13 protein-coding genes are annotated in these 17,700 nt (G+C 73.8%); 6 read left to right on the forward strand and 7 right to left on the reverse strand.

Going from position 1 to position 17,700, the window contains the following annotated elements:
* The first annotated feature begins 223 nt into the window (after window positions 1-223).
* The 3 genes from galE (at window position 224) to idi (ending at window position 2,980) form a co-directional block, all read left to right on the forward strand.
* Complete coding sequence (gene galE / locus FHS39_RS21815) at window positions 224-1,210, forward strand: UDP-glucose 4-epimerase GalE (RefSeq protein ID WP_184351133.1); 987 nt, start codon at window positions 224-226, stop codon at window positions 1,208-1,210.
* A 146-nt stretch (window positions 1,211-1,356) separates the two neighbouring features.
* Window positions 1,357-2,301: a cation diffusion facilitator family transporter gene (locus FHS39_RS21820; protein ID WP_184351134.1), complete on the forward strand. Its 945-nt coding sequence runs from the start codon at window positions 1,357-1,359 to the stop codon at window positions 2,299-2,301.
* A 70-nt stretch (window positions 2,302-2,371) separates the two neighbouring features.
* Complete coding sequence (gene idi / locus FHS39_RS21825; protein ID WP_184351135.1) at window positions 2,372-2,980, forward strand: isopentenyl-diphosphate Delta-isomerase; 609 nt, start codon at window positions 2,372-2,374, stop codon at window positions 2,978-2,980.
* On the opposite strand, the gene FHS39_RS21830 is transcribed toward idi, so the two are convergent.
* Window positions 2,955-3,476 carry an ATP-binding protein gene (locus FHS39_RS21830; protein ID WP_184351136.1) on the reverse strand — a complete coding sequence of 174 codons (522 nt, stop codon included), beginning with the start codon at window positions 3,474-3,476 and terminating at the stop codon, window positions 2,955-2,957. The two genes, idi and FHS39_RS21830, sit on opposite strands and share 26 nt — an antisense overlap.
* A gap of 192 nt (window positions 3,477-3,668) precedes the next feature.
* Here FHS39_RS21830 and FHS39_RS21835 point away from each other — a divergent pair, with 192 nt between their 5' ends.
* On the forward strand, window positions 3,669-4,472 hold the full coding sequence (locus FHS39_RS21835; protein ID WP_184351137.1) for an enoyl-CoA hydratase/isomerase family protein: 804 nt from the start codon (window positions 3,669-3,671) through the stop codon (window positions 4,470-4,472).
* Here the strand turns inward: FHS39_RS21835 and FHS39_RS21840 are convergent.
* Complete coding sequence (locus FHS39_RS21840) at window positions 4,469-5,098, reverse strand: DJ-1/PfpI family protein (protein ID WP_184351138.1); 630 nt, start codon at window positions 5,096-5,098, stop codon at window positions 4,469-4,471. The two genes, FHS39_RS21835 and FHS39_RS21840, sit on opposite strands and share 4 nt — an antisense overlap.
* Window positions 5,099-5,130: 32 nt before the next feature.
* Window positions 5,131-6,111, reverse strand: a complete 981-nt coding sequence (locus FHS39_RS21845) for a GlxA family transcriptional regulator (RefSeq protein ID WP_184351139.1) — start codon at window positions 6,109-6,111, stop codon at window positions 5,131-5,133.
* A gap of 124 nt (window positions 6,112-6,235) precedes the next feature.
* Here FHS39_RS21845 and FHS39_RS21850 point away from each other — a divergent pair, with 124 nt between their 5' ends.
* Window positions 6,236-7,093, forward strand: a complete 858-nt coding sequence (locus FHS39_RS21850; RefSeq protein ID WP_184351140.1) for an SCO6745 family protein — start codon at window positions 6,236-6,238, stop codon at window positions 7,091-7,093.
* Window positions 7,094-7,151: 58 nt separating this feature from the next.
* A complete protein-coding gene (locus FHS39_RS21855) occupies window positions 7,152-9,488 on the forward strand; it encodes a Tex family protein (RefSeq protein WP_343069693.1) in 2,337 nt (778 codons plus the stop codon).
* Between the two features lie 73 nt (window positions 9,489-9,561).
* On the opposite strand, the gene FHS39_RS21860 is transcribed toward FHS39_RS21855, so the two are convergent.
* The 4 genes from FHS39_RS21860 to FHS39_RS21875 form a co-directional block, all read right to left on the reverse strand.
* Window positions 9,562-10,986, reverse strand: a complete 1,425-nt coding sequence (locus tag FHS39_RS21860; RefSeq protein WP_184351142.1) for a M1 family metallopeptidase — start codon at window positions 10,984-10,986, stop codon at window positions 9,562-9,564.
* A 13-nt stretch (window positions 10,987-10,999) separates the two neighbouring features.
* On the reverse strand, window positions 11,000-15,013 hold the full coding sequence (locus FHS39_RS21865; RefSeq protein WP_184351143.1) for a Pls/PosA family non-ribosomal peptide synthetase: 4,014 nt from the start codon (window positions 15,011-15,013) through the stop codon (window positions 11,000-11,002).
* A 325-nt stretch (window positions 15,014-15,338) separates the two neighbouring features.
* Window positions 15,339-16,976 carry an ABC-F family ATP-binding cassette domain-containing protein gene (locus FHS39_RS21870; protein WP_184351144.1) on the reverse strand — a complete coding sequence of 546 codons (1,638 nt, stop codon included), beginning with the start codon at window positions 16,974-16,976 and terminating at the stop codon, window positions 15,339-15,341.
* A 12-nt stretch (window positions 16,977-16,988) separates the two neighbouring features.
* Window positions 16,989-17,684, reverse strand: coding sequence for a hypothetical protein (locus FHS39_RS21875; protein ID WP_184351145.1), 696 nt, complete (start codon window positions 17,682-17,684; stop codon window positions 16,989-16,991).
* Between the last annotated feature and the right edge of the window lie 16 nt (window positions 17,685-17,700).

The raw sequence follows: 17,700 nt of genomic DNA on the forward strand, positions 1-17,700 counted from the left end.
GCGACCGGGCAGCGGGCGTGGCGCGCCGGGGTCCCTATCGCCGGGGGCGGCGTGCAAGCACGTCGGCAGAGGCTATCGGATCAACGGAAGCGCCCGTTCACCGCACGTGCACCGGGGCTTCCCACCATCGACGGCGTCATTGACATGACGCGTGGGACGGCGCGGTGGTTCCCCGGTGCGGACCGCAGGATTCCCGCCGGTCGGCTGGATTAGGGTGCCGTGCATGACGTGGCTGATCACAGGCGGAGCGGGGTACATCGGGGCGCACGTGGCGCAGGCGATGGCGGAGGCCGGGGAGCAGGTGGCGGTCTATGACGACCTGTCCTCCGGTGCGGCCGCCCGGCTGCCGCAGGGCGTGCCGCTGGTGCAGGGCTCGGTGCTGGACCGGACGGCGCTGGACCGGGCCTTCGCCGACCTGAACGTGCAGGGCGTGGTGCACCTGGCGGCGAAGAAGCAGGTCGGGGAGTCGGTGGAGAAGCCGCTGCTGTACTACCGGGAGAACGTCCACGGGCTGACCGTGCTGCTGGAGGCCGCGGTGGACGCGGGCGTCGGCAGCTTCGTCTTCTCCTCCTCCGCGGCCGTCTACGGCATGCCCGATGTGGACCTCGTCACCGAGGAGACGCCGTGCCTGCCGATCAACCCCTACGGCGAGACCAAGCTGGCGGGCGAGTGGCTGGTGCGGGCCGCCGGGGCCGCATACGGGATCTCGACGGCGTGCCTGCGCTACTTCAACGTGGCCGGCGCCGCCCGGCCGGAGCTGGCCGACACCGGGGTCTTCAACATCATTCCGATGATGTTCGACCGGATCACCCGCGGTGAGCGCCCGCTGATCTTCGGCACCGACTACGACACCCCCGACGGCACCTGTGTCCGCGACTACATCCACATCGAGGACCTGGCCACCGCGCACCTGGCGGCGGCCCGCCACCTCATGGGCCGGGCGGGCGTCGACGACCTGACCCTGAACGTGGGCACCGGGCGGGGCGTGTCGGTCCGCGAGATGGCCGACCTGATCGCCGAGGTGACCGGGCGCCCGGATCTGGCGGCCGAGACCGCGGCACGCCGTCCGGGTGATCCGGCGCGTGTCGTGGCCTCCGGCGAGCTGATCGCCAAGGAGCTCGGCTGGAGCGCGCACCACGACCTCCGCAGCATGGTCACTTCGGCGTGGGAAGGCTGGTGCCTGCACCACCCCGAGGCACGTCTTCGCTGATCGGCCGCCCTGTGTATCGCCGCAGGTCAGAGGCAATGACAACGGTGTTCAGTGCCGCGTTGCCCGATACCCCCCACCCGTAGTTCACTGGGCCTCGGCCGGCATCCGCCGGCCGTTGCCGGGACACCGTTCGGGAGGCGGCATTCATGGGAGCGGGGCACGATCACGGTCACTCGCACGGGGGACCCCCGCCCACGGGCGGCACCGCGGCCGCCGCCTACAAGGGGCGGCTGCGGATCGCGCTGGGCATCACGCTGACGGTGCTCCTCGCGGAGATCGTCGGCAGCGTGCTGACGGGTTCGCTGGCGCTGCTCGCGGACGCCGGGCACATGGCGACCGACGCGGTGGGGGTGTCGATGGCGCTGGTGGCCATCCACTTCGCCAACCGGCCGTTCAGCGGCCGGCGCACCTACGGCTACGCCCGTGCGGAGATCCTGGCGGCGCTGCTGAACTGTCTGCTGCTGCTGGGCGTGGGCGGTTTCATCCTCGTCGAGGCCGTCCGGCGGCTGGCCAGCCCGACCGAGGTGCCCGGCGGCACGACGGTCGTCTTCGGCATGGTGGGCGTCGTCGCCAACCTGATCTCCCTGTGCCTGCTGATGCGCGGGCAGAAGGAGAGCCTCAACGTCCGCGGGGCGTTCCTGGAGGTCCTCTCGGACGCCCTGGGGTCGCTGGCCGTGGTGCTGTCGGCCCTGGTCATCATGGCCACGGGCTGGACGCAGGCGGACCCCATCGCCTCGCTGCTGATCGGGCTGATGATCGTGCCGCGTTCGGTGAAGCTGCTGCGCGAGGCGCTGGACGTGCTGCTGGAGGCGGCGCCCAAGGACGTCGACATGGACGACGTGCGGGCGCACATCATGGCGCTGCCGGGCGTCGAGGACCTGCACGACCTCCACGTGTGGACGATCACATCGGGCATGCCCGTGCTGTCGGCGCACGTGGTGGTGGACCCGGCGGCACTGGACTCGGCGGGACACGAGAAGATACTGCACGATCTGCAGGGCTGCCTGGGCGAACACTTCGCGGTGGAGCACTGCACCTTCCAGCTGGAGCCCAGCGGGCACGCCGCGCACGAGGCGAGGCTCTGCCACTGAGGCAACTGGCCCTGGGGCCGGTGTCCGGTACGGCAGACTTGGTGCCGAAGACCGACAACGAGGATGGTCAATGCCGATGACATCAGCCAAGGGCCGCTCCGCCGACTCCGCCGCGGCCGACTCCGGCGACGCCGCTGAACCGATCATGCTGGAGCTGGTCGACGAGAACGGCAGAACCATCGGTACGGCCGAGAAGCTCTCCGCGCACATCGCCCCCGGACAGCTGCACCGCGCCTTCTCGGTCTTCCTCTTCGACGACGAGGGCCGGCTGCTGCTGCAGCGCCGGGCGCTGGGGAAGTACCACTCCCCCGGCGTGTGGTCGAACACCTGCTGCGGCCACCCCTACCCGGACGAGCCGCCGTTCGTGGCGGCCGCCCGGCGCACCGGCGAGGAGCTGGGCGTGGCGCCCGCGCTGATGCGCGAGGCGGGGACCGTCCGCTACAACCACCCCGACCCGGCCTCGGGCCTGGTGGAGCAGGAGTACAACCACCTCTTCGTGGGCACCGTGCGCGCCAGGCCGGAGCCGGACCCGGAGGAGATCGCGGAGACGGCGTTCGTCACCCCCGCCGAGCTCGACGCGCTGCGCAAGCAGGGCACCTTCTCCGCGTGGTTCATGACAGTGCTGGACGCCGCGCGGCCCGCGATCCGCGAGGTCACCGGGGCCGGGGCGGGCTGGTGACGGACGGCGGCAGCGGCAGGGCGGCCCAGACCACCTTGCCGCCGCTCGCGGTGCGCTCCACGTCGTAGCGGCCGCCGGCCTCGGCCACGATGGCCTGCACCAGCAGCAGGCCGCGGCCGCCGGTGCGCGGTTCCTCGCCGGCGTGCACCCGCACCGGCCTGGGCCGACAGGGATGGTCGTCCTCGACGGCGACCTTGACCCAGGACGGGCCGATGGAGACCTCCACGGCCAGCTCGGGCGAGAGCAGCGCCGCGTGCTGCACGGCGTTGGTGACGAGCTCGGAGACGATCAGCAGCAGTCCGTGGAGCGCGTCGTCGTGGAGCGGCACCCTGCGGCGCCGGATCAGATCGCGGACGGCCTGCCTGGCCCCCGGGACGGAGCGGTCGAGCGCGGGGGCGGTGTACCGCCAGGTGGCTGCGCACTCACCGGGCCCGGCGGTTTCGGGGGGCGGGGGCGTCCGTCCCGGGCCGGGCGGGACGCCCCCGGGGATCTCCATGTCCGATACCAACCCCTCACCGTGGCTCGACCGCACAGGTCGAGTGTTGGGAAACGCGGGGTCCGCGCGGGGAGCTGATCGGAAGTAGCCGTCTATCGACGCGTTTTGACCGGGTGCGTATGCCACGGTCACACCCGCGACTGATCCTGGCTGGCAGTTCCTCGTTCAATGAACACGGATAGCATCCGGCTCATGGAGCCCGCACGTGATCTGCCCGCATCCGGAACGCCCGCGCTGCACCTGGACGTCTCCGGCGCCACGGCGACCGTCCGGATCGCCCATCCCGCCAAGCGCAACGCCATGACCCCGGACATGTGGCGGGCGCTGCCGGGCCTGCTGGAGCGCTGCGCCGCCGACCCGGCCGTCCGGGTGCTGGTGCTCACCGGCGAGGGCAACACCTTCTGCGCGGGCGCGGACATCTCCGGCCTGGCCGACGGCGACGGCTCCGCTTCCCATGCCGCCCGGGACCTGGCGGTCGCGGCCGAGGAGGCGCTCGCCGCCTTCCCCAAGCCGACCATCGCGGCCGTGCGCGGCTACTGCGTGGGCGGCGGCTGCCAGCTGGCGGCCGCCTGCGATCTGCGGTTCGCCGCCGAAGGCGCGTCGTTCGGCATCACTCCGGCCCGGCTGGGCATCGTCTACGCCGCCTCCTCCACCCGGCGGCTGACGGAGCTGGTGGGCCCGGCGACCGCCAAGTACCTGCTCTTCTCCGCCGAGCTCATCGACGCCGAACGGGCGCTGCGCACGGGCCTGGTGGACGAGGTGTGGCCCGCGGACGCGCTGGAGAAGCGGGTGGCGGAGTTCGCCCGGCTGCTGGCCTCGCGCTCGCAGCTCACCCAGGCCGCCGCGAAGGAGTTCGCCGCCGGGCCGGTGGCCGAGGACCGCGTCGCGTACTGGGCGGAGCAGGCACGCGGCAGCGGCGACACCGCCGAGGGGGTCGCCGCTTTCCTGGAGCGCCGGGCGCCGCGCTTCGCGTGGACGGCCGGCGGGCGCGGCTAGGCCACGCCGCGCCTCTCCCGCCACTCGGCGACCAGGTCGGCGGGGGCTTTCTCGGGCGAGCCCGCGTCGTAGGGCGGCTGCGGGTCGTACTCGATGAGCAGCTGCACCGACTGTGCCGCCCGGTCGCCCGCCGCCCGGCCCACCAGCGTCAGGCCCATGTCGATGCCGGAGGACACCCCGGCGGCCGTGACGTACTTGCCGTCGGTGACGACCCGCTCCCCCGTCACCTCGGCGCCGTAGGAGGCGAGGTGGTTCATCGCCAGCCAGTGCGTGGTGGCCCGGCGCCCCTTGAGCAGCCCGGCCGCGCCCAGGATCAGCGAGCCGGTGCACACCGACGTCGTCCAGGTGGTGGTCCGGTCCACCGCCCGCACCCACTCCAGCACCGGCTCGTGGGCGAGCGGCAGGTTTCCGGTGGGGCCGCCGGGCACGACGAGGACGTCGGGGCGCGTCACGTCGTCGAAGGAGGCCTCGGCGACGAGCGTGAGGCTGCCGAGCTCGTTGGAGTGCGGGCCGGGCCGCTCGGCGACGAAGACGGTCTCGGCGCCGGGTATCCGGCTGAGCGTTTCATAGGGGCCGACGGCGTCCAGGGTGGTGAAGCCGGGATAGAGGAGGATGGCGATCTGCATGGGGTTTCTTCCTGTGGAGGTCTGATGCGGGGTCAGGCGTAGACGGGCTGTGCGGGTGCCTCCGGCCGGAAGCGGCGGCGGTATTCGGCCGGCGCCGTGCCCAGGGCACGGACGAAGGCGCGGCGCATGGCCTCGGGCGTGCCGTAGCCGCAGGCGCGGGAGACCTCCTCCACGCCGTCCGTGGTGTCCTCCAGCCTGCGGCGGGCCGCTTCCAGCCGCACTCGCTCGACGTAGCGGCCGGGCGGCATGCCGACCTCGGCGTGGAAGGCGCGGGCGAAGTGCCGGGCCGAGAGGTTGGCGCGCGTGGCGAGCGCCTCGACCGACAGGTCCGCGCCGGGGTGGGCGACGATCCAGTGCTGGACCTCGCGCAGCGTGGGGCGCTCGGCGGTCTGCGCGGCGAGCTGGGTGCTGAACTGCCGCTGGTTGCCGGGGCGGCGCAGGAACACCACCAGGCGCCGGGCGATGGCGAGCGCGGCCTCGCGGCCGAGGTCCTCCTCCACCAGGGCGAGCGCGAGGTCGATGCCCGCGGTGACCCCGGCCGAGGTGGCGATCCGGCCGTCCCGCACGAAGATGGGTTCGGGGTCCACCCGCAGCGCGGGATACCGCTCGGCGAGGGCCTCGCCGTACGCCCAGTGGGTGGTGACGCGGCAGCCGTCGAGCAGGCCGGCCGCGGCGAGCGGGAAGGTGCCGGTGCACACGGAGACCAGCCGCCCGGCGCGGGGCCCCTGTTCGCGCAGCCAGGCCGTGAGCCGGGGATCGGGCTCGCCGGTGCAGTTGCCGCCGGGCATCAGGAGGACGTCGGGCGTCGGGCAGTCCGCGAGCGCCGCGTCGGGCATCAGGCACAGGCCGCTGCTGGTGCGGACCGGGCCGCCGTCGACGGTCGCGGTGCGCACCCGGTAGGCGTCCGGGCGCCGGAACTTGGCGGCTTTGGCGAACACCTCGAGGGGGCCGGTGACGTCGAGGCTCTGGACGCCCTCGAAGAGGACGATCAGCACGGTGCGACTGGGTGTCATGACGACCATGCTGGGGGCGGCCGCCTCATGACTGCAATGACGAAAACCCCACCTATCCTGCCATGATCTCGGTTACACCGCCGGGGCCTTCCGGCAGTACCAACCAGTAGGTAGCGTACGGAACATGACCACTCTGCCCGAGGGCGCGGGACGCCGCTGTCACGCCGTCGTCAACCCCCTCCACTCGACGATCTACTTCTCCCCCGACACCGCCCGGGAGCTGAACGCACTGGGAATCGAGGACCGCAGAGCCGCCTATCTGGCGGGGCGCTCGGCCGCGATGGGCCGGGTCGGCGCGGGCGTCGTCACGGCGACGTTCCACAGCTTCAACCACGAGATGGTGGCCCGGCACATCCCGGCCGTGTGGGAGACCGCCTCGCCGGAGCAGGTCCTCGACGCCCGGCTGCGGGCCGCCGATGCCACGCTGCGGCGGCTGCTGGGCGAAGAGGCGATCGCCTCCAAGGAGATGGCCGAGGCGGCGCAGCTCGCGCTGCGGGCGGCCGAGGCCTGCGAGCGCGCGGTCCGCCCGCTCTACTCCGCCCACGCCGACCTGCCCGTACCAAAGGCCCCGCACCTGGCGCTGTGGCACGCCGCCACGCTGCTGCGCGAGCACCGCGGCGACGGCCACCTGATGGCCCTCACCCGCTCCGGGCTCGACCCGGTGGAGGCGATAGTCAGCCACTCCGTCACCGGTCGCGGTATGTCGGTGAAGTGGCTGCTGACCACGCGCGGCTGGAGCGAGGAGCAGCTGACCGCGGCCGGGGACCGGCTGCGCGAGCGCGGCCTGCTGAGCGCGGACGGGCGGCTGACCGAGGCCGGCATCACGCTGCGCGAGGAGCTGGAGGACGAGACGGACCTGCTGGACGCCGCCCCCTACGAGCACCTGGGCGCGGCCGGCACCGAGCGCCTGACCGAGCTGGCGACGGCCTTCACGCAGACCGCGGTGGACGCGGGCGCGTACCCGGCCGATCTGCGCGGCTGACGCGCCTTCGGGCGTTCCGGCACCGTCACGGGCACCTGACACAATGCGGAGGGTGAACGTGACGAAGTCGGTCGAAGACAGGATCGCCGAGGAGCTCGGCGTACAGGAGCGGCAGGTCAGGGCGGCCGTCGACTTGCTCGACGGCGGCTCGACCGTGCCGTTCATCGCCCGCTACCGCAAGGAGGCGACGGGCGCGCTCGACGACGCGCAGCTGCGCACCCTCGAAGAGCGGCTGCGCTATCTGCGCGAGCTGGAGGAGCGGCGGACGGCGGTCCTGGAGTCCGTACGGACCCAGGGCAAGCTGGACGCGGCGCTGGAGGCCCGGATCCGCGAGGCCGACTCCAAGGCGCGGCTGGAGGACATCTACCTGCCCTTCAAGCCCAAGCGGCGGACGAAGGCGCAGATCGCCCGGGAGGCGGGCCTGGAGCCGCTGGCGGACCGCCTGCTCGCCGACCCCGGGGTCGAGCCGCTCGCGGCCGCCGCGGCCTTCGCCGACGCGGAGAAGGGCGTCGCGGACGCCGCCGCCGCGCTGGAGGGCGCCCGGGCCGTGCTCACCGAGCGGTTCGGGGAGGACGCGGATCTGATCGGCGAGCTGCGCGAGCGCATGTGGTCGCGTGGCCGCGTCGTCGCCAAGGTGCGCGGCGGCAAGGAGGAGGCGGGCGCGAAGTTCGCCGACTACTTCGACTTCTCCGAGCCCTTCACCCAGCTGCCCTCGCACCGGGTGCTGGCGATGCTGCGCGGCGAGAAGGAGGAGGTCCTCGACCTCGTCCTGGAGCCGGAGGAGCCTTCGCAGACGCCCGGCCCCACCGCGTACGAGCAGAGCGTCGCCCGCCGCTTCGGGATCGCCGACCGCGGCCGCCCGGCCGACAAGTGGCTGGCCGACACGGTGCGCTGGGCGTGGCGCACGCGCATCCTCGTCCACCTCGGCATCGACCTCCGGCTGCGGCTGCGGCAGGCCGCCGAGGACGAGGCGGTGCGCGTCTTCGCGGCCAACCTGCGCGACCTGCTGCTGGCCGCACCGGCGGGCACCCGCGCCACGATGGGCCTGGACCCCGGCTTCCGTACGGGCGTGAAGGTCGCCGTCGTGGACGCGACGGGCAAGGTGGCCGCCACGGAGACCATCTATCCGCACGTGCCCCAGCAGAAGTGGGACGCCTCCCTGGCCGCCCTGGCGCGGCTGGCCCGCGAGCACTCCGTGGAGCTGATCGCGATCGGCAACGGCACGGCGTCCCGCGAGACGGACAAGCTCGCCGCGGATCTGATCGCCCGCCACCCGGAGCTGAAGCTCACCAAGGTGATGGTCTCCGAGGCCGGTGCCTCGGTGTACTCCGCCTCCGCCTTCGCCTCCCAGGAGCTGCCGGAGCTGGATGTGTCGCTGCGCGGCGCGGTCTCGATCGCGCGGCGGCTGCAGGACCCCCTCGCCGAACTGGTCAAGATCGACCCCAAGTCGATCGGTGTGGGGCAGTACCAGCACGACCTGTCCGAGAGCAAGCTCTCCCGGTCGCTGGACGCGGTCGTCGAGGACTGTGTGAACGGCGTCGGCGTCGACGTCAACACCGCCTCCACCCCGCTGCTTTCGCGGGTTTCGGGGATCAGCTCGGGCCTGGCCGAGAACATCGTCGCGCACCGCGACGCCAACGGCCCCTTCCGCTCCCGCAAGGCGCTCAAGGACGTGGCCCGGCTCGGCCCCAAGGCCTTCGAGCAGTGCGCGGGCTTCCTGCGGATCCGCGACGGCGAGGACCCGCTGGACGCCTCCAGCGTGCACCCCGAGGCGTATCCGGTGGTGCGGGCGATGGTGAAGACGACCGGCGGCGAGGTCGCCTCGCTCATCGGCAACACGGCGACGCTGCGCTCGCTGCGGCCCGCCGACTTCGTGAACGACTCCTTCGGCCTGCCGACCGTCACCGACATCCTGCGCGAGCTGGAGAAGCCCGGCCGCGACCCGCGGCCCGCCTTCAAGACGGCGTCCTTCAAGGAGGGCGTCGAGAAGATCGGCGACCTGACGCCGGGCATGCTGCTGGAGGGCGTCGTGACGAACGTGGCGGCGTTCGGGGCGTTCGTGGACGTGGGCGTGCACCAGGACGGGCTCGTGCACGTCTCGGCGATGTCGAAGACGTTCGTGAAGGACCCGCGGGACGTGGTGAAGCCCGGCGACATCGTGCGGGTGAAGGTGATGGACGTCGACATTCCGCGCAAGCGGATTTCGCTGACGCTCAGGCTGGACGACGAGGGTGCGCCGCCCCGTGAGCGTGCCGAGCGGAGCGCTCCGCGCCAGCGCCGCGGAAACGGCGGCGGTGGCAGCGGCAGCGGCGGTACGGGGGCGCGTCCCCGCCAGGCGGCCGCGCCGGGCAATGACGCGATGGCGGATGCGCTGCGGCGCGCCGGCCTGCTGTAAACCGCGCGGTGTCATCGAGCGCCGGGCGGGCTGAATCCAGCCCGCCCGGCGCTCGATGATTGCGCTGTCGGCGTCAGATGTCGGCCTCGCGAGCCGGGAGATCCGGCAGGCTCTTCTCGAAGAGCCACGGGTGCAGCAGGGTGCCCACCGCCCGGCCCGTCGTGCGCTCCGCGTGGCGGAGGAAGGCCTCCGTGGTGACGTTGCCGCCCTTGTTCGCGGCGTGCCAGGTGCGCAGGAGCGAGAAGAAGGCCCCGTCGCCGAGGGCCAGCCGCAGCGCGTGCAGCGTGCACGCGCCCCGGACGTAGACGCGGTCGTCGAAGAGGTGGCGGCGGCCCGGGTCGGCGATGCGCAAGTTCTGCTTGCGGCGGGAGAGGTCCCGCCAGGACTGCCGGGCGATCGTGTCGGCGTCGTCCTCGCCGATGTGCTCGGACCACAGCCACTCGGCGTAGGTGGCGAAGCCCTCGTTGAGCCAGATGTGCTGCCAGTCCTCCAGGCTGACGCTGTTGCCGTACCACTGGTGGGCGATCTCGTGCGCCACCAGCGTCTCCGCACCGCGCTGCCCGTCGATGTGGTTGCGGCCGAAGACGGAGAGCGTCTGGTTCTCCACCGGCGCCGCCAGCTCCGCGTCGACGACGACCGCGCCGTAGGACTCGAACGGGTACGGCCCGAACAGCCCGGTGAACGCCTTGAGCATCTCCGGCTGGCGCGCCAGGTCGTGCCGGGCGGCCTCGGCGATCCGGGCCGGATAGGCGTTGCGCACAGGAACGGGCGAGCCGTCCCCGTGCGCGTGCGCGAAGCGCCCGGTGTAGACCGCGGCCAGATACGTGGCCATGGGCCCCGGGTGGTGGTACGTCCAGCGCACCGACCCGTCGTCGAGCTCCTCGCGGTGCTGCAGGGTGCCGTTGGCGAGCGCGTGCCGGCCGTCGGGCACCGTCACGGCGAAGGTGTAGGCGGCCTTGTCGTCCGGGCGGTCGTTGCAGGGGAACCACGAGGGGGCGCCCAGCGGTTGCGAGGCGACGAGCGTGCCGTCGTGCTCGTCGCCGGTGAGGTCCCAGCCGATGGACCCGAAGGGGGTGCGCACCGGTCCGGGGCTGCCGCCGTAGCCGATGTCGAGGACGAACGGCCGGCCGGCGGCGAGCGGCCGCCCGGCGGTGAGCAGCAGCTTGCCGTCCTTGCGGTGGAAGGCCACGGGCTCGCCGTCGATCTGCGCGGTGTGCACCTTCAGCCGCGCGAGGTCGAGTTCGACCCGGTCGGTGTGCTCGTTGGCGACCGCCCGGATCCGGGCGTGGCCGTCCAGCGTGCCCTCCTCGGGGTCGTAGTCCAGCCGCAGGTCGTAGGCGAGGGTGCGGTGGCCGTACGAGCCGTGCCGGGGGAAGTAGCGCCGGGCGTCGTCCGCGAGCGGCCGGGCCGCGTCCGCGGTGGCCGCGGCGAGCGGGAGCGCCGCCGCGGCCGTGAGCAGGGCGCGGCGGCTGCACTGGAGGCGTGAGCGGAACGTCATGCCGCGTCGCCCCTCACGCCACGGGCTCGCACGCCCGGGCGGCGGGCACGGCCGCCGCTGCGACGGGTGCCGGGCGCTCGCCCGCGATGGGGTTGCCCGTCCAGCGGGTCCGGGCGGGGACCGTCTCGCCCCGCATGACCAGCGAGGAGGGGCCGATGGCGGTGTGTTCCCCGATGGTGGTGCCGGGCAGCGCGATGCCGTGCGGGCCGAGCGAGGCGCCCGCGCCGAGGTGGACGGAGTCCATCCGCATGATCCTGTCGTGGAAGAGGTGCGTCTGGAGGACGCAGCCGCGGTTGACGCTGGCCCCGTCGCCGAGGGTGACCAGGTCCGTCTCCGGAAGCCAGTGTGTGTCGCACCACACGCCCCGGCCGATGCGCGCACCCAGGGTGCGCAGCCACCAGTTGAGGACGGGGGTGCCGGTGAAGGGGCCGGCGAGCCACGGCACGGCGAGGGACTCGACGAAGGTGTCGTACAGCTCGTTGCGCCAGACGAAGGAGCTCCACAGCGGGTGTTCACTGACCTTGAAGCGGCCCATCAGCAGCCACTTGGCGGCCGTTGCGGTCAGCCCGGCGGCGAGGCCGGCCGCGAGCAGCAGCGGCGCGCCCACCAGCGCGGCGAGCCCCAGGCCCCCGGTGTCGAGCGCGTCCTGCTCACCGAGGAAGACGGCTTCGGCGAGCACCAGCCCGCACATCAGCGGCAGGATGCGGCACAGCTCGACGGCCATGCGGGCCAACACGAGGCGGCGGGGCGGGGTGAAGGTGCGTCCGGAGTCGGCCTGGGTAGCCACGCGGGGCAGCGGCATCGCGGGACGGCCCAGCCAGGAGCTGCCGGGCTCGCTGTGCTCGGGGGCGTCGGAGAGCACCCCGATGAGCCCGTTGTCGGGCACGGTGCGGCCGGGGCCGACGATGCCGGAGTTGCCGACGAAGGCGCGCCGTCCGATGTGGGCGTTGCCCAGGCGCAGCCAGCCGCCGCGCAGTTCGTAGGGGGCGACGAGGGTGTCGTCGGCGAGGAACGCCCCGTCGTCGACGCTCAGCAGCGAGGGCAGTGGCAGCACGGTGGAGATTTCGGCGCGCTTGCCGACGCGGGCGCCCAGCAGGCGCAGCCACACCGGGGTGGCCAGGCTGGCGTAGAGGGGGAAGAGGCTGCCGCGGGTGCTGTTGAGGAGGCCGGTGACGAGCCAGGCGCGCCAGGCGACGCCGCCGCAGGCCGGGTGGATGCCGGGCTTGATGCCGCGGCCCAGGATCCGGACGGTGAGGGCGACGACCAGGATCCAGCAGACGGTGGAGACGAGGGTGACCGCGGGCGCCGCGGCGAGCAGCAGCAGCGCGACCGCGGAGAGCGTGGTGGCGGACTTCACCAGGACGTACGTGCCGACGAGGGCGGGCGCCGCGGCGATCAGCGGCAGCAGGGGCATGGCGAAGAGGGACAGCGCGTAGGCGGCCGCCCAGCGTCGGGAGCGGTGCGTGCGCGGCGCGGGCCAGCCGAGGTCGCCCGTGTCCGGGTGGCCGGGCAGGTGCCCGTCGAAGGCGCTCGTGGCGGCGGGGTGGTGCACGCCGTTGGGCTGCGGGGCCGGGCGGGCCGGTGCGCCTTCCCAGGACTGACCCGCGGGGACGTGGCCGTCCAGGCAGGCGCCCGGGGCGAGTTCGGCGCCGGCGTCGAGCCGGGCGCCGGGCATCAGCATGGCGCGGTGGCCGACGCGGGCGTCGGGGCCGATGTGGACCGCGCCGACGTGCAGGTGCTCGCCGTCGAGCCACCAGCCGGCGATGTCGGCCTCGGGCTCGACGCTGCAGCCGTCGCCGAGTTCGGCGAGGCCGGTGACGGGCGGCATGGCGTGCAGGGCCACGCCCTTGCCCGCGGCGCAGCCGAGCGTGCGCGCGTACCAGGCGGCCCAGGGGGTGCCGAGCAGGGAGGGGACGCCGAAGGTGGCCACGGTCCGCTCGGCGGCCCACAGCCGCAGGTGGGCCCGGCCGCCGCGCGGGTAGGTGCCCGGGGTGATGCCGTGGGTCAGCAGGCGGGCCGCGACCGCGCCGATGGTGGCGCGGGCCGGGGCGCTGAAGAGGACGAACCATCCGGTGAGCACCAGCCACCAGGAGGTGTAGGGGGCCCAGGCCCTGGGGGCGAGCAGTCCGAGGATGTTGTCGGCGGCGGCCAGGCCGACCAGCCCGCGCAGCCCGGTGATGCCGAAGAGCAGGCCCTGGACCACGAGCTGGGCGGCGCCGGTGCGGCGGCGCACGGGGCGGACCGCGCGGCGGGGGCCGTCCTGGGGCGCGTCGTGGGGGGTGAGGGAGTCGAGGTGCTCGGCCATGTCGCGCAGCACGGTGTGCCGGTAGAGGCCGGCGACCGAGACGCCGGGGTGGTGTTCGCGCAGTGCGGAGGCCATGCGGGCGGCGGTCAGGCTGGAGCCGCCCATGAGGACGAAGTCGGAGTCGGCGCCGGGGCGGATGCCGAGCAGCCGCTCCCAGAGGTCGGCCAGGCGGGCGGCGGTGCCGTGCAGTTCCTCGCCGCCGCCGGTCTGTGTCTGGGTCAGCGGCCAGGGCAGGGCGTTGCGGTCGACCTTGCCGGAGGTGCGGGTGGGCAGGTCGTCGACCTCGGCCAGCACCGGGACCAGGGCCGCGGGCAGCCGTTCGGCGAGCAGGCCTCTGGCATGCTCCTGCCGGTAGCCGGCGCCGGCCACCACGTAGCCGACCAGGAGCTGCTCTCCGGCGGGGGTGGTGCGCACCGCGGCGGCGGCGCCGCGCACGCCGGGCAGGGCGCTGAGGGCGGCGTCGATCTCGCCGAGTTCGATGCGGCGTCCGCCGAGCTTGATCTGGTCGTCGGCGCGGCCGGCGAAGACCAGCCCTTCGGCGTCGGCGCGCACGAGGTCGCCGGTGCGGTAGGCGCGGGGGCTCTCCAGGGCCGCGGAGGGACGGAACTTGTCGGCGTCCTTGACGGGGTCGAGGTAGCGGGCCACGCCCGCACCGGCGATGACGAGTTCGCCCTCGGCACCGAAGGGCACGAGCTCGCCGGCCTCGTCGACGACGGCCAGCTCCCAGCCGTCCAGCGGCAGTCCGATGCGTACGGTGCGGCCGGGCAGCATCTGCGCGGCGCAGGCGACGACGGTGGTCTCGGTGGGCCCGTAGGTGTTCCACATCTCGCGGCCGGGGACGGCGAAGCGGTCGACGAGCTCGGCGGGGCAGGCCTCGCCGCCGACGATCAGCAGCCGCACCCGGTCCAGGGACTCCGGGGGCCACAGGGCGGCGAGGGTGGGGACGGTGGAGACGACAGTGATGCCGCGCTCGACCAGCCAGGGGCCGAGCTCATGCCCGGCGCGCACCAGCGAGCGGGGGGCGGGCACCAGGCAGGCGCCGTGCCGCCAGGCCAGCCACATCTCCTCGCAGGAGGCGTCGAAGGCCACGGAGAGCCCGGCCAGGACGCGGTCGCCGGGGCCCAGCGGGCGGTCCTGGAGGAAGAGGCGCGCCTCGGCGTCGACGAAGGCGGCGGCGCTGCGGTGGCTGACGGCGACGCCCTTGGGGGCGCCCGTGGAGCCGGAGGTGAAGATGATCCAGGCGTCGTCGTCGGGCAGCGGGTCGCGGGGGATGTTGCCCATCGCGGAGCCGGGGCCCTGGGTGAGGGAGTTGTCGGGGCCGAGGACCAGGCAGACGCCTGCCTCGCGGAAGACGGTGGCGGCGCGCTCGTCGGGGTCGTCGGCGTCGACGGGGACGTAGGCGGCGCCGCAGCGCAGCACGGCCAGCACCGCGAGGTAGAGCTCGGCGGTGCCGGAGGGGATGCGGATGCCGATCCGGTCCCCGGGGCCGGCGCCGGCCCGGCTCAGCCACTCGGCCCGCTTGGCGACCTCGTTGCACAGCGACCGGTAGGTGAGCAGCTCACTGCCGGTGTCGACGGCGGGCGCGTCGGGGTGGGCGGCTGCGGTGGCGTCGAGCACGTCGAGCAAGGTGCGCGCCGACGGTGGTGGTGCGCTGCCGTAGCGCGCCTTCCCCGCGAGCGGTCCCCGCGGTACAGGCAGGTGGCCGGGAAGGGTCCGGGACATGGATACGCCCTCTATTCGACGTCGGTGGTGCAGACGTCCTTCTTTCGCGGACGTCCGCCTCCACAGACGGAGGCCGGTCCTCCCCGGTTCGTATTCGGAACCCAACGTTCTGTAAATCGAACGCCTGCCGTACCAAGCCCATCAACGGTTAAATCTGCTGTCCACAGGGCAGAAAGGCCACAGAAACACCACCAAACGCGACCGTACGCCGTGGTTTCCGTGGTCGCGGCTTGGGCAAGTTTTGATCGTCAGGTGGGTTTGTTTTCGGACAGAGAGTTCACAGGAACCACCCGGACGGCCCATGGGTTCCGGCGCCGGGGGTGCCTCAGCGTTCGCTGATCCTGCCTTCCGCGACCTCGATGCGGCGGGTGGTGTGGACGGCGTCGAGCATCCGGCGGTCGTGCGTGACGAGCAGCAGGGTGCCCTCGTACGAGGCCAGCGCGGACTCCAGCTGCTCGATCGCCGGCAGGTCGAGGTGGTTGGTGGGCTCGTCGAGGACCAGCAGGTTGACCCCGCGGACCTGGAGCAGGGCGAGCGCGGCCCGGGTCCGCTCTCCCGGGGAGAGGGTGACGGCCGGGCGGAGCACGTGGCCGGCCTTGAGTCCGAACTTGGCGAGCAGGGTCCGCACCTCGGCGGGCGTGCAGTCGGGCACGGCCGCGCCGAACGCCTCCAGCAGCGTCTCGCGTCCGAAGAACAGCGCCCGCGCCTGGTCGACCTCGCCCACGACCACGCCGGGGCCCAGCGCCGAGCTGCCCGCCGTCAGCGGCAGCCGGCCGAGCAGCGCCGCGAGCAGGGTGGACTTGCCCGAGCCGTTGGCGCCGGTGACGGCGACCCGGTCGGCCCAGTCGATCTGGAGGTCGACGGGGCCGAAGGCGAAGGAGCCGCGGCGGGCCTCGGCGCCGCTCAGGGTGGCCACGACCGCGCCGGAGCGGGGCGCGGCCGCGATCTCCATGTGCAGCTCCCACTCCTTGCGGGGCTCTTCCACCACGTCCAGCCGCTCGATGAGCCGCTCGGTCTGGCGGGCCTTCGCGGCCTGCTTCTCGGTGGACTCGGAGCGCGTCTTGCGGCTCATCTTGTCGTTGTCGCCGGCCTTGCGGCGGGCGTTGCGGACGCCCTTCTCCATCCAGTTGCGCTGGGTGCGGGCGCGCGTCTCCAGGGCGGCGCGGGTGCCCGCGTACTCCTCGTAGGCCTCGCGGGCGTGCCTGCGGGCGGTGGCGCGCTCTTCGAGGTAGGACTCGTAGCCGCCGCCGTAGAGATTGATCTGCTGCTGGGCGAGGTCCAGCTCGAGCACCTTGCCGACGGTGCGGGCGAGGAACTCGCGGTCGTGGCTGACGAGGACCGTGCCCGCGCGCAGCCCGGTGACGAAGTCCTCCAGCCGGGCCAGGCCGTCCAGGTCGAGGTCGTTGGTGGGCTCGTCCAGCAGGAAGACGTCGTAGCGGCTCAGGAGCAGCGAGGCGAGTCCGGCGCGGGCGGCCTGGCCGCCGGAGAGGCCGGTCATGGGCCGCTCCAGGCCGACGGTGAGCCCGAGGGAGCCGACGACCTCTTCGGCCCGCTCGTCGAGGTCGGCGCCGCCGAGGCCGAGCCAGCGGTCGAGGGCGACGGCATAGGCGTCGTCGGCCCCGGGCGCGCCGTCGACCAGCGCCTGGGTGGCGGTGTCGAGGGCGGTCTGGGCCTCGGCGACGCCGGTGCGGCGGGCGAGGAAGTCGCGGACGGTCTCGCCGGGCCGCCGCTCGGGCTCCTGGGGCAGGTGTCCGACGGTCGCGGCCGGCGGGCTGAGCCGCAGGGTGCCCCCGTCGGGGGTGGCGAGCCCGGCGAGCAGGCGCAGCAGGGTGGACTTCCCGGCGCCATTGGCCCCGACAAGCCCGATGACGTCTCCGGGGGCGACGACGAGGTCGAGCCCGGAGAAGAGGGTGCGGTCGCCGTGTCCGGCGGCGAGGTCCTTGACGACGAGGGTGGCGCTCATAGGGCCTCGACTCTATCCGCTGGGCGGCGGCGCGCCGAAGGCGTCTCGCCCGGCCCGGGCCACCAGCACCTCCCCGTCCGTGCGGGCGACGACGAAGGCGATGCGCGCGTCGAGGGGCACCCGGTGCTCGCCGGGCTCAGGGCTGCCGTCGAAGAGGGGGTGCGCATGGGTGCGGCGCAGCCGGTCGCGGTGGTAGCCGGTCAGCCGGATCCGCGCGGCGGCCGTGCTGACGAGGCGGGCCTCCCCCGGCGCGGCGGTCAGTGCCGCGAGCAGGTGCGGGCCCGGGTGGCGGGGGCCGAGGGCCTGTTCCAGCTGGGCGGCGAGGAGGGGGACGACCGGCGCGAGGGGTTCGACGCAGACGGCGGTGGCGTGCGCGGCGGCGAGGGCGGCGCGCACGGCGGACCGCTCGTCCTCGCCGACCGTGCGGTCGAAGGCCAGGGCCCCGTACGCGCGCAGCTCCTCCTCGTGGGCCCCGGCGGCCTCCCGGGTGATGTCGGCTCCGATGCCACTGGTGCGCAGGGCGGCCGCGAGGCGGGCGAAGAGGCCGGTGCGGGGGCCGACGAGCAGCACGCGGCGGTCCCGCGTGAAGTCCGGTTTCTCCTCCGGCACTTGTGCCGCCCCCGCGCGCGCCCCGTACGCGCCGTCGGCCGGGATCCCACCGGTGTGCGCCGTCGGCGCCAGTCCGAAAGTCGCGTACTCCGCTTTCATGCCCCTTGTATTCCCC

Source organism: Streptomyces olivoverticillatus (assembly GCF_014203555.1).
GTDB classification, from domain to species: Bacteria; Actinomycetota; Actinomycetes; order Streptomycetales; family Streptomycetaceae; genus Streptomyces; species Streptomyces olivoverticillatus.